10 protein-coding genes are annotated in these 12,220 nt (G+C 43.1%); all 10 read left to right on the top strand.

Annotated elements, in window-relative coordinates; genetic code table 11:
* Nucleotides 1–8: 8 nt before the first annotated feature.
* The 10 genes from GLW08_RS19545 to gatB all read left to right on the top strand — a co-directional run bounded on the left by GLW08_RS19545 (nucleotide 9) and on the right by gatB (nucleotide 12,185).
* Nucleotides 9–1,169: a CamS family sex pheromone protein gene (locus tag GLW08_RS19545; protein WP_160850310.1), complete on the top strand. Its 1,161-nt coding sequence runs from the start codon at nucleotides 9–11 to the stop codon at nucleotides 1,167–1,169.
* A 369-nt stretch (nucleotides 1,170–1,538) separates the two neighbouring features.
* Nucleotides 1,539–2,180, top strand: a complete 642-nt coding sequence (locus tag GLW08_RS19540) for a class I SAM-dependent DNA methyltransferase (protein ID WP_160850309.1) — start codon at nucleotides 1,539–1,541, stop codon at nucleotides 2,178–2,180.
* 23 nt (nucleotides 2,181–2,203) lie between these two features.
* Nucleotides 2,204–2,671: an S-ribosylhomocysteine lyase gene (locus tag GLW08_RS19535; protein ID WP_160850308.1), complete on the top strand. Its 468-nt coding sequence runs from the start codon at nucleotides 2,204–2,206 to the stop codon at nucleotides 2,669–2,671.
* Nucleotides 2,672–2,684: 13 nt separating this feature from the next.
* Nucleotides 2,685–3,602, top strand: a complete 918-nt coding sequence (locus GLW08_RS19530; protein ID WP_160850307.1) for a PLP-dependent cysteine synthase family protein — start codon at nucleotides 2,685–2,687, stop codon at nucleotides 3,600–3,602.
* A gap of 4 nt (nucleotides 3,603–3,606) precedes the next feature.
* Entirely contained in the window at nucleotides 3,607–4,743 is a 1,137-nt protein-coding gene (locus GLW08_RS19525; RefSeq protein WP_160850306.1) for a bifunctional cystathionine gamma-lyase/homocysteine desulfhydrase, read from the top strand.
* A 267-nt stretch (nucleotides 4,744–5,010) separates the two neighbouring features.
* Complete coding sequence (gene pruA, locus GLW08_RS19520; protein ID WP_160850305.1) at nucleotides 5,011–6,564, top strand: L-glutamate gamma-semialdehyde dehydrogenase; 1,554 nt, start codon at nucleotides 5,011–5,013, stop codon at nucleotides 6,562–6,564.
* Nucleotides 6,565–7,062: 498 nt separating this feature from the next.
* Nucleotides 7,063–8,580, top strand: a complete 1,518-nt coding sequence (gene putP / locus GLW08_RS19515; protein WP_160850304.1) for a sodium/proline symporter PutP — start codon at nucleotides 7,063–7,065, stop codon at nucleotides 8,578–8,580.
* A gap of 396 nt (nucleotides 8,581–8,976) precedes the next feature.
* The gene (gene gatC / locus GLW08_RS19510) at nucleotides 8,977–9,267 is read left to right on the top strand and encodes an Asp-tRNA(Asn)/Glu-tRNA(Gln) amidotransferase subunit GatC (RefSeq protein WP_160850303.1); all 291 of its coding nucleotides are present in this window, start codon (nucleotides 8,977–8,979) and stop codon (nucleotides 9,265–9,267) included.
* 12 nt (nucleotides 9,268–9,279) lie between these two features.
* Nucleotides 9,280–10,755 (top strand): Asp-tRNA(Asn)/Glu-tRNA(Gln) amidotransferase subunit GatA, encoded by a 1,476-nt coding sequence (gene gatA, locus GLW08_RS19505; RefSeq protein ID WP_160850302.1) that lies wholly within the window; start codon nucleotides 9,280–9,282, stop codon nucleotides 10,753–10,755.
* Nucleotides 10,755–12,185: an Asp-tRNA(Asn)/Glu-tRNA(Gln) amidotransferase subunit GatB gene (gatB, locus tag GLW08_RS19500; RefSeq protein WP_160850301.1), complete on the top strand. Its 1,431-nt coding sequence runs from the start codon at nucleotides 10,755–10,757 to the stop codon at nucleotides 12,183–12,185. Before gatA ends, gatB begins: the two co-directional genes overlap by 1 nt.
* Nucleotides 12,186–12,220: the final 35 nt, after the last annotated feature.

The following is a 12,220-nucleotide window of genomic DNA, read 5'->3' as shown; positions in this document are numbered from 1 at the left end:
GGAGAAACATGAAGCGGATCGCATTGTTGATGTTGAGCCTTGTTGTATTAGGGACAGGGTGCGCTCCGGCCTATGAAAAGAATGAAGAAGTGGGAGTCGAGACAACTGAGCAAAATCAACAAGAGAAAGCTATCGTTCCAAAGTACAGCATTTCTGAGGACTACTACCGTCCGTTAGAAAAATACAAGCCGAGTAAATCGCGAGGGGTCATCACCCATCAGATGGCGAACCGCTTCGATATTAAAGAAATGGAAGTTGGGTTACGCCGTCATGCGAAAGGTGTCTTTGACCCTAAAGATTACTTTTTCCAGGAAGGTCAATACTTAACAGATGATATTTTATATGATTGGTTGGATCGTGCGAAAAACGAAGCCGAAACAAACGGAACACCAAACGGTCTGAATCCATCTGTGAAAGAGGATGCTGGGGAGGAGGCGCTTCGAGACAATCCGAAGTATCTCTCCCATATCCTCGAGCAGGATTACTTGAAGAAAAATGAAGAAGGCGACGTCGTACAGCTGAAAGGGATGACCATCGGATTGGCGATGAAATCCCAGTATCAATTCCAAGAGGAAATTGGTGGTCCAGTTTTATATGAGGACATTCCAGTAGCAGAAATGCTCAAGGAAGGAAAGCAAATCGCCCAAACAGTCCTCGAGCGTCTTCGAAAAATGGAAGACCTTCAGGACGTACCAATTATGTTTGCCATCTATCGTGAAGAAGAAAAAGGAGCCATGGTTCCAGGTAACTTTGTAGCGAAAACAACAGTTCAGGGGAGCGACATGAAACTTGGAAGTTGGGAACCGATACAAGAAGATTACGTACTATTCCCATCTGATGAAGCTAGTGGAGCCCACCCCGAAGATGCCAGTCTGATAAGTGATCTTCAAAACGATGTAGCGGAGTACTTCCCGAACTATATCGGCGTAGTAGGAAAAGGCTTTTATATTGAAGATGAGCTTAGGGAATTAACGATTACAATCCCAATTGAATTCAAAGGACAGACTGAGGTCATTGGGTTAACTCAGTACGTTTACTCCATTATTGTGGAGAATTTCCCGAACTACTTTGACCTAGAAGTGAACATCGAGTCTCACAACGGACAGGAGAGCTTGATTTCAAGAGAAGCAGGAAAAGAAGAACCATATGTTCATATATATGGCCAGTAGGTGGAGAGGAAAAGGCATTGTCATGGACAATGCCTTTTTTGCGTTGGAGGGAGGGGCGACGAGGCGCATTGGAGCGACTTTTTTGATTTAGGAGCGGGAATTTCAGAATAGGCGCGACTTTTTCCATATAGGAGCGAAAATTCGAAAACAGGAGCGACCCAGCCCGGCGGCCCCTCCCGAGCATGGAACATCTAACCAACCCATCCCGCATAGCCTCCATGAAAGGTGCCACAAAGCATCTCAATCTCCATCAGAATTGGGCGCATGTCTATATACTTATCTTTCAAGGATATGCTATACTCACAGTAATAACTAAAAACCAAGTAAACTCATAGGAATTATAAAATTAACCTGATGAGGTGGAGATAAATGGGTAGGGAGTTTATTGATTTATTCAATGGGTGGGCAGCGTCCTATGATAAAACCGTATCGGGTGACGATATAGAGTATCGCGAAGTTTTCGCGGGCTATGAAGCTATATTGAAGGCTGTGGTTGCGAAGACGAAAGGTCCGAATGTACTCGAATTCGGTGTCGGGACGGGGAATTTAACGAGAAAATTGATCAATGAAGGTCATCATGTATATGGCATTGAGCCTTCCATGGAGATGCTGAAAATTGGTCAGCTAAAAGTGCCGGAAGCAAAAATCCAAGAAGGAGACTTCATCGATTTTACCGTTCCTTCTGAACCGATTCATTCAATTGTAAGTTCGTATGCGTTTCATCATTTAACAGACGAAGAAAAAGAAACAGCCATCGAGAAATATAGTGAGCTTCTAGCTTCTGAAGGCGTAATTGTATTTGCAGATACGGTATTTGAATCACAACAAGCGAAGCGGCACATGATCGAAAAGGCGATAGCTTCTTATTTTCATAATCTAGCGGAAGATTTATCAACAGAGCATTATTCAGATATTCCAACGCTAACAACGATCTGTCGGAACCATGGCTTTGATGTCATGTTTGAGCAGCTTAATCCATATGTTTGGTTAATGGTAGCGAAGAAAAAATAACCATCGAAAAAGGAGCGATTTTCATGCCGATGAATGTAGAAAGTTTCAATCTTGATCATACGAAAGTAAAGGCGCCTTATGTTCGTCTGGTGGGTATCACAGAAGGAACAAAAGGAGACAAAATCTACAAATACGACTTTCGCATTAAGCAACCGAACGTGGAGCACATGGATATGCCGTCTCTCCATTCCTTAGAGCATATGATGGCTGAATTCAGTCGTAACCATCATGACCATGTCCTGGATGTTGGTCCTATGGGCTGCCAAACAGGGTTTTATATTGCCCTTTTAAACGATGATGACTATGACAATATGCTCCGAGTGATTGAGAATACATTGAACGATGTACTCGAAGCAACGGAAGTTCCGGCATGTAATGAAGTCCAGTGTGGCTTTGCGGCTAGTCATAGCTTAGAAGGAGCAAAACAACTAGCTCAAGATATGCTAGATAAACGCGATGAATGGACGCAGGTGTTTGCAGAAGAGCAATAAGGAGTAGACAGCGATGAACTATGTAACAAGTGTTCAAGAGTTAATAGGGAAAACTCCCTTAATCGAACTCACGAAGGTAGATGTGCCAGAGGGGGTACGTCTATTTGCGAAGTTAGAGTATTTTAACCCGGGCGGTAGTGTAAAAGATCGCCTGGGCCAAAAATTACTCTCTCATGCACTAGAAACAGGTGAGCTACAACCAGGCGGAACAATCATCGAACCAACCGCTGGAAACACAGGAATAGGATTAGCCCTCGCTGCTATTGGGCGAGGGTTTCGTGTGGTATTTGTGACACCGGAAAAATTCAGCCGGGAAAAGCAAACGCTCATGAAAGCTCTAGGCGCAGAAGTTGTAAATACGCCCACTGCGAAAGGCATGACAGGGGCTATTGAAAAAGCAAAACAATTATGTGAAGAGATAAATGGAGCCTATTGCCCGCAGCAATTTGACAACGACGCCAATCCATTAACGTATTACGAAACCCTTGCTCCGGAGATGTATGATGCTTTGGATGGGCAAATTGATATTTTTGTTGCCGGTGGTGGTACTGGTGGAACGTTCGCAGGTGTATCCCGATATTTGAAAGAAAAAAATCCGCATATTAAAAACGTGATTGTTGAGCCTGAGGGATCGATTCTGAACGGGGGAGAGCCAGGTTCACACCGTACGGAGGGCATTGGGATGGAATTTTTGCCTCGCTATATGGATCTGAGCATGTTTGACGCCATCTACACCATTACTGATGACGAAGCGTTTGCGGCAGCCAAACGGTTAGCGTTGCAAGAAGGATTGCTTGTAGCAAGTTCATCAGGTGCAGCGTTTGTCGCGGCGATGCGAGAAGCTGAGAAAGCCTCTGCAGGAACGAATATTGTAACCATTTTTCCCGATAGTAGTGAACGATATATGAGTCAAGGATTTTACGAGGAGTGATGATATGAGACGAAAAACACAACTAATACACGGCGGTATCACGGGAGATGAACAGACAGGTGCTGTATCGGTCCCGATATATCAAGTAAGTACGTACAAACAAGATGGCGTGGGTCAGCACAAAGGGTATGAGTATTCTCGTACAGGGAATCCTACCCGTCACGCATTAGAAGAGTTCATTAAAGATATCGAAGGTGGCAAAGCTGGATTTGCCTTTGGTTCTGGGATGGCTGCGATTACCTCCGTGTTGATGCTATATAATAGCGGAGATCATCTCATTTTTACAGACGACGTATATGGAGGTACGTACCGTCTCGTATCGAGTGTGTTGAACCGTTTTAATTTAGACGTGTCGTTTGTCGATACGTCCGATCAAGCTAAGATCAAAAAAGCCATCAAGCCGAATACAAAAGCCATTTATGTAGAAACACCAACCAATCCGTTACTTAAGGTAACGGATTTACAAGCAACCTCTGATCTTGCTGAGGAGCATGGCCTGACGTTTATCGTGGATAACACGTTCAGCACGCCATACTGGCAAAATCCAATTGATTATGGAGCGGATATCGTATTGCACAGTGCCACGAAATATTTAGGTGGCCACAGTGATGTGGTAGCAGGGTTGGTCGTAGTGAATTCTGAAGCGTTAGCAAGCGATCTCCATTTTATTTTGAACTCTGCTGGAGCCGTACTTGGGCCGCAAGATGCGTGGCTGCTGATGCGAGGGATTAAGACATTAGGAGTTCGGATGGAAGAAATCGAATCGAATACAAAAGAGTTCATCCGCTTCTTGCAAAACCACCCTCAGGTAAGCAATATTTATTATCCAGGCATAACTACACACGTAGGATATGATACGCACGCAAAACAAGCTCGTGGTGGAGGTGGCATGGTGTCCTTTGATGTTGGTAGTGATGCGAACGCAGAAAAACTGCTTATGAACCTCCGCTATTTTACATTAGCAGAAAGCCTAGGAGCAGTGGAAAGTCTCATTTCCGTACCTGCGAAAATGACCCATGCTTCGATTCCGAAAGAACGAAGAGCAGAACTAGGCATTACAGATGGACTTGTCCGAGTTTCGATTGGACTGGAAGATGTAGAGGATCTAAAAGAGGATTTTGAAAAAGCACTACAAGGCTAGCCGGATGGTTAGCCTTTTTTGTCTGTGTGGAGCGGGAGTCGCGGATATATATGGAGGGGCGCGGATATATTTCTATTTTCGCCGATATAACTGAAATGGCGCTGCTATAGTTCGGAAAGTCGCCGATAAATCACCCAAACTCGCCGATATAAACACGAGAAGATAACACGCCAACTTCTCATCAAGGAAAAACTCATAGAACTTCTCCAAATGGCATATCCTATCATAGATGAAAAAAAGTAGCGGAATTGAAGGAGGCGTTTGTTCATGGTAGCACCGTATCAGCATGAGCCTTTTACCGATTTTAGTGTACCTGAGAATAAACAAGCAATGGAAGCGGCACTGAAGCGAGTGGAGGCAGAGTTTGGGAAAGAATACCCTCTTATTATTGGAGGAGAACGTATTTACACAGAGGACAGGATTACATCGTTTAATCCTGCCAACAAAGAAGAAGTGATAGGCTATGTTTCAAAAGCTGACCAGAAGCTTGCTGAAAAAGCGATGCAGGTGGCGGATGAAACGTTCCAATGGTGGCGAAAATCAAAGCCTGAAATGCGCGCAGACATTTTATTTCGTGCAGCAGCCATCGTAAGGCGTAAGAAGCATGACTTCTCAGCTCATTTGGTTAAAGAAGGTGGGAAGCCATGGAAGGAAGCAGATGCGGATACAGCAGAAGCTATCGACTTCATGGAATATTATGCTCGCCAAATATTGACCATTAAAGATGGAGAGTCTGTCTTCAATCGTCCAAATGTAGATAATAGTCGTTTTCACTATATTCCTCTTGGGGTGACCTTAACCCTTTCACCATGGAATTTCTTATTTGCGATTATGTGTGGAACGACGGTAGCACCAATGGTAACTGGCAATACAGTCTTATTGAAACCCGCTAGTCTGACGCCGATTATTGCATATAAAATGATGGAAGTGCTAGAAGAAGCAGGCCTTCCTAATGGGGTCATCAATTTTATCCCTGGAAGCGGATCGGAGATTGGAGATTATTTGGTCGATCACCCTCGAACTCGATTGATTAGTTTCACAGGGTCGAGAGAAGTGGGAACGAGAATCTACGAGAGAGCAGCAAAGGTTCAACCAGATCAAATTTGGTTGAAGCGTGTGATAGCTGAAATGGGTGGGAAGGACACGATTGTTGTGGATGAAGATGCCGATCTTGAACTTGCAGCGGATTCCATTGTTAACTCAGCCTTTGGTTTCAGCGGGCAGAAATGTTCTGCATGTTCTCGTGTCGTCGCTCATGAAGCTATTTATGATACCTTGTTAAAGCGCTGTGTGGAGTTGACAGAAGAACGCGTGAACGTACAAGACCCAGAGGATGGCAGCACGTTCATGGGACCAGTTATTGATCAAGGTGCTTACGATAAAATTATGGAATATATTAAAACTGGAAAAGAAGAAGGGAAGTTAATGACCGGTGGAGATGGCGATGCCAGTACTGGATTCTTTATCAAACCGACCATTTTTGCGGACCTAGATCCCAATGCAACAATCATGCAAGAGGAGATTTTTGGACCTGTCTTAGGATTTACGAAAGCGAAGTCATTCGATAAAGCTCTTGAAATCGCTAACAATACAGATTATGGTCTAACTGGGGCCGTCATTACGAAGAATCGTCTTCACATTGAACAGGCAAGAGAAGATTTTCATGTTGGGAATTTATACTTTAATCGTGGATGTACAGCAGCTATTGTCGGATATCACCCATTTGGTGGATTTAATATGTCTGGAACTGACTCGAAAGCAGGTGGACCAGATTATTTGCTTCATCACATGCAAGGGAAAACGACGTCTGAAATGCTTTAGGTTACAACTTTACCCTCTCAACCAATTTGAGAGGGTAATTTTATCGAGTGAGGATAGAATAGAGGCGAGACTTTATGGGGAAATGGAATGATATGGATGGACATATATAATTTTCAGGATTTAATTTTATAAGTTATCTTGAATACATATAGGTCGATTTGAATATATGCACACAAAAGTCCTGTATTGTTGTATAATTATTCATAGAGTTTATATTTTTTTAAAATTTAGAATGTTCAAATAATATCTTTGTGTTATATTAAATCATATTAATCGCTTATATCCCTTTTATTACATTCAAACACCTATTTTCTGAATAGGGGGAAAAATGTATAGGGGTGTATATATAATTCAATACACATATTTTAAAGGAGGTTAAAGAATGGGCGAGGAATATGCTATTGCAGGAGCCACATGGTTTTGGTTATTTGTTCCAATGCCGATTTTAATTATCTTATCCGCTATTACGTTATTTACTGAAAGGAGAGAGTAGAGCTTATGGGTACAGCTACGTTAATTACTTTTATAGTTTATTTAATTGGAATGCTTGTCATTGGACTTGCGGCTTATCGTTTAACAAGTAACTTATCAGATTATGTATTAGGTGGACGCCGCTTAGGACCTGGTGTTGCCGCACTTAGTGCCGGAGCATCAGATATGAGTGGTTGGCTATTATTAGGATTACCTGGTGCCATTTATGGCGGAGGACTTTCTGCTGCATGGATTGGGGTAGGTCTTGCTATTGGTGCGTACTTAAACTGGCAATTCGTTGCACGTCGTTTGCGTGTTTATACTGAAGTTGCAAATGATTCAATTACAGTACCTGACTTCTTTGAAAATCGCTTCCGTGACAACTCACATATTTTGCGTGTTATCTCCGCGCTCGTTATTTTATTATTCTTTACCTTCTATACGTCCTCAGGTATGGTAGCTGGGGCAAAACTATTTGAGGCATCCTTTGGACTTGGCTATCAGCAAGCTCTATGGATTGGTGCTATTGTTATTATTTCCTATACATTCTTAGGCGGTTTCTTAGCCGTAAGTTGGACCGACTTTGTTCAAGGTATCTTAATGTTCCTTGCATTGATTGCAGTACCAATCGTAGCAATTAACGAACTTGGTGGCTGGGGTCAAGTAATGCAATCGGTAGGTGATATTGATCCAACTCGCTTGGACATGGTGGAAGGTGTTGGATTGTTAGCTATCATTTCATCAATGGCGTGGGGGCTTGGTTACTTTGGTCAACCACACATTTTAACTCGTTTTATGGCATTACGTTCTGCTAATGATGTACCGAAAGCACGTTTTATTGGTATTACATGGATGATCTTAGGACTTTATGGAGCAATCTTCACTGGTTTCGTTGGTCTTGCTTATGTTGCCGATGCAGGCAATACAGCTGCATTAACGGAATTCGGTGTGAAAGTCGTTCAGGGAGAAGGCGGCATTCAAATGCTAGATGACCCTGAGAAAATCTTTATCGCGTTTTCACAAGTATTATTCCATCCAATCATTGCAGGTATTCTACTAGCAGCGATTTTATCTGCAATCATGAGTACCATTGACTCGCAGCTACTTGTTTCATCTTCAGCTGTAGCGGAGGACTTCTACAAAGCGATTCTTCGAAAAAATGCTACAGAGCGTGAACTAGTATGGGTAGGTCGTTTCTCTGTTGGTGCCATTGCCTTAATTGCGGTCTTACTAGCCTATAATCCAGAAAGCTCTGTACTAGGTCTTGTAAGTTACGCATGGGCAGGATTTGGCGGAGCATTCGGCCCAATCGTAATCCTATCTCTATTCTGGAAAGGCCTTACGCGTAATGGCGCTTTATTCGGAATTATCGTAGGGGCAGCAACGGTTGTTATTTGGAAAGTATATGTGACGCCTGTATTCGCTCTATACGAAATTGTTCCAGCCTTCATCCTTTGTGGACTGGTAGCAATCGTAGTCAGCTTAATTGATAAAGAGCCATCTGAAGAAATTAAGCAAGAATTTGATGCAGCAAAAGCTAAATAATTATTATGATCAAAACCTCTTCTATTTCGGTAGGAGAGGTTTTTTACTTTTAATAAGGAAAAAAGAGAATAGGTATCAGCCATCCTCTCAAGGTCTTAAACATACCCTCGCTGTAGAAAAATCCCCACGCCGAAGCTTTGCGTAAGCAGGTCGGAGCTGATCAAGCGCCTTTAGGTTTCGATTAAGGTCGCTGCATCGTACAGCAACATTGAACTGACTTACATCCTGTAGGCCCGCCTCACGCAGGAAAATTGAACCAACCTACGTCGTGTAGGCAGACCATACGTCGATAAATGGATTTCTTATGTAAATAAATAGTGTCAACGTTGATTGTTAGGGGTGCTTTTTGGTATCATCATATAATATGTGAGGTTCGATACGAATGGAGGTTAAACAATGTCACGAATTAGTAAAGAACAAGTAAAGCACGTTGCTCATTTAGCACGGTTACATGTTTCGGAAGACGAAGCAGACATGTTTACAAAGCAATTAGACGATATTATTACATTTGCCGAACAGCTAAACGAATTAGATACAGAAGGTGTAGAGCCTACGACACACGTTCTAGATTTGAAGAATGTGACTCGTAAGGACGAGCCGAAACACTGGTTAACAAAAGAAGAAGCACTTAAAAATGCACCAGAAAAGCAAGATGGACAATTTCGCGTGCCATCTATTTTGGAATAGGGAGGGAAACACATGTCATTATTTGATCACAAGCTATCCGAAATACAAGAGTGGTTACATACGAAAGAGATCAGCGTGAACGATCTTTTGAATGAGGCGTACAACCGCATCAATGATGTAGATGGAGAAGTAAAGGCCTTTTTAACCCTTAATGAAGAAGCAGCTCGCGAGCGTGCGAACGAGCTAGACGAACTTCGTGGCACAACAGAAGGACGAGGCCTTCTATTTGGAATGCCAATCGGAATTAAAGACAACATCGTTACAAAAGGACTCCGTTCCACTGCAGCGAGTCAAATTTTAGATAATCTAAACGATCCACTTTACGATGCCCATGTCGTTCAAAAACTGAACGGTGCTGAATCCGTAACAGTAGGTAAATTAAACATGGATGAATTCGCAATGGGTTCCTCCAACGAAAACTCTAGCTACTATGCTACTCGTAATCCATGGAATACAGATTATGTACCTGGTGGCTCTAGTGGTGGTTCCGCAGCTGCAGTTGCAGCAGGAGAGGTACCATTTTCACTTGGCTCTGACACAGGTGGATCGATTCGCCAGCCAGCAGCCTATTGTGGCGTTGTCGGCTTAAAGCCAACATACGGACGTGTATCTCGTTTTGGTTTAATTGCATTCGCATCATCTCTTGATCAAATCGGACCGCTAACACGTACGGTAGAAGACAATGCTTACGTTCTAGAGACCATTGCAGGCCATGACAAAATGGATTCTACTTCAGCTGACCTAGAAGTCCCTAAATACACCGAAGCTCTTACAGGCGATGTGAAAGGCCTTAAAATTGGTGTACCGAAGGAATACTTTGCAGAAGGTGTTTCTGAAGAAGTGAAGACAGCCGTTCGCGATGCATTAAAAGTCTATGAAGATATGGGTGCTACATGGGAAGAGGTTACACTGCCTCACTCTAAATACGCGCTTTCCACGTATTACTTGCTTTCTTCATCCGAAGCTTCTGCAAACCTAGCTCGTTTTGATGGCGTGCGCTATGGCCGTCGTTCTGAGCAAGCTGAAAACATGATCGACATGTTCAAGCTCTCTCGTAGTGAAGGCTTTGGTGATGAAGTGAAACGTCGTATTATGCTAGGTACCTTTGCATTAAGCTCAGGATACTATGATGCTTACTATAAGAAAGCACAAAAAGTTCGTACGCTCATTAAGCAAGACTTTGAAAAAGTATTTGCGAATTATGACGTAATCATTGGGCCAACAACACCAACACCTGCCTTTAAAGTGGGCGAGAAGACAGAGGACCCATTAACGATGTACGCCAACGACATTCTAACGATTCCAGTCAACTTAGCTGGTGTTCCAGGCATTTCAGTACCATGTGGCTTCTCTTCTGAAGGTCTGCCAATTGGTCTACAAATCATTGGTAACCACTTCGATGAAGGAACCGTTTATCGCGCAGCCCATGCTTACGAGCAGGCGACAGATTACCATACACAAAAGCCGTCCCTGGGAGGTGCCAACTAATGAACTTTGAAACGATTATTGGTATTGAAGTCCACGTAGAGCTAAAAACAGCATCCAAAATCTTCAGCCCAAGTCCAAACGCATTCGGTAGTGAACCAAACTCCAATGTAAACCCAATTGACTTAGGGTACCCAGGGGTATTACCTGTTTTAAATGAAGAAGTGGTCAACTACGCAATGAAAGCAGGCATGGCTTTAAATTGTGACATTGCAAGCCATACAAAATTTGATCGTAAAAACTATTTCTATCCAGACAATCCGAAGGCGTATCAAATCTCCCAATTTGACCAGCCAATCGCAGAAAATGGGCATATTGATATTGAAGTAGATGGCAAGACGAAGCGCATCGGTATCACGCGTCTGCACATTGAAGAAGACGCTGGTAAGCTAACACACAGTGACGATGGCTATTCCCTTGTCGACTACAACCGCCAAGGTACACCTCTCGTAGAGATTGTATCAGAGCCAGACATTAGCTCACCGCAAGAAGCGTATGCCTATCTTGAAAAACTGAAGAACATCATTCAGTACACAGGCGTTTCAGACTGTAAGATGGAAGAAGGTTCCCTGCGCGCCGATGCCAACATTTCCATTCGCCCAATTGGCCAAGAGGAATTCGGTACGAAGACAGAGCTTAAGAACCTGAACTCTTTCTCTTTCGTTCAGAAAGGGCTCGAATTTGAAGAGCAGCGCCAGCAGCAAGTTCTTCAAGATGGAGGCGAAATGCTGCAAGAAACACGTCGTTTTGATGAGCAAACGAAAGAAACGGTTCTCATGCGTGTCAAAGAAGGTTCGGATGACTACCGTTACTTCCCAGAGCCAGACCTTGTACCACTCTACATCGATGAAGAGTGGAAGAAACGCATCTATGACGAAATTCCAGAGTTGCCAGATACTCGTAAGGCTCGTTATATTAACGAACTGAAGCTACCTGAGTACGACGCAATGGTACTAACCAATAACAAAGAACTTTCCGACTTCTTCGAAGAGACCATTAATGCTGGAGCAGAAGTGAAACAGGCTTCTAACTGGTTGATGGGTGAGGTTTCTGGTTACATGAACAAAAACCAGAAAGAGCTAGAGGACCTAGCGTTAACGCCTCAAAACCTTGCAACGATGATTAAGCTTATTGAAGATGGCACGATCTCTTCTAAGATTGCGAAGAAAGTTTTTGCTGAGACGGTCGAAAACGGAACTGAACCAGAGAAGTTTGTAAAAGATCAAGGCCTAGGCCAGATCTCCGATGAAGGTCAACTACGTGACATCATCTCTGGTATTCTAGACAACAACCAGCAATCCATTGATGACTACAAGAACGGTAAGGATAAAGCCCTTGGATTCTTAGTAGGACAGGTAATGAAAGCAACCAAAGGACAAGCAAATCCTCCAATGGTAAACAAGATCATTATCGAGGAAATGGATAAACGCTAAGAGACACTCATATGGATGAACATGTCCTTGTCATA

This window comes from Pontibacillus yanchengensis (assembly GCF_009856295.1).
GTDB classification, from domain to species: domain Bacteria; phylum Bacillota; class Bacilli; order Bacillales; family BH030062; genus Pontibacillus; species Pontibacillus yanchengensis_A.
Note: the sequence above shows the minus strand (reverse complement) of the source record. Positions and strands in the feature narration are given on the sequence as shown.

What these genes read in the sequence shown, in the direction of transcription:
- GLW08_RS19530 (WP_160850307.1), top strand. Translation starts at nt 2,685, where the DNA reads ATGAACTATGTAACAAGTGTTCAAGAGTTAATAGGGAAAACTCCCTTA.
- gatC (WP_160850303.1), top strand. Translation starts at nt 8,977, where the DNA reads ATGTCACGAATTAGTAAAGAACAAGTAAAGCACGTTGCTCATTTAGCA.
- GLW08_RS19540 (WP_160850309.1), top strand. Translation starts at nt 1,539, where the DNA reads ATGGGTAGGGAGTTTATTGATTTATTCAATGGGTGGGCAGCGTCCTAT.
- putP (WP_160850304.1), top strand. Translation starts at nt 7,063, where the DNA reads ATGGGTACAGCTACGTTAATTACTTTTATAGTTTATTTAATTGGAATG.
- GLW08_RS19545 (WP_160850310.1), top strand. Translation starts at nt 9, where the DNA reads ATGAAGCGGATCGCATTGTTGATGTTGAGCCTTGTTGTATTAGGGACA.
- GLW08_RS19525 (WP_160850306.1), top strand. Translation starts at nt 3,607, where the DNA reads ATGAGACGAAAAACACAACTAATACACGGCGGTATCACGGGAGATGAA.
- gatB (WP_160850301.1), top strand. Translation starts at nt 10,755, where the DNA reads ATGAACTTTGAAACGATTATTGGTATTGAAGTCCACGTAGAGCTAAAA.
- pruA (WP_160850305.1), top strand. Translation starts at nt 5,011, where the DNA reads ATGGTAGCACCGTATCAGCATGAGCCTTTTACCGATTTTAGTGTACCT.
- gatA (WP_160850302.1), top strand. Translation starts at nt 9,280, where the DNA reads ATGTCATTATTTGATCACAAGCTATCCGAAATACAAGAGTGGTTACAT.
- GLW08_RS19535 (WP_160850308.1), top strand. Translation starts at nt 2,204, where the DNA reads ATGCCGATGAATGTAGAAAGTTTCAATCTTGATCATACGAAAGTAAAG.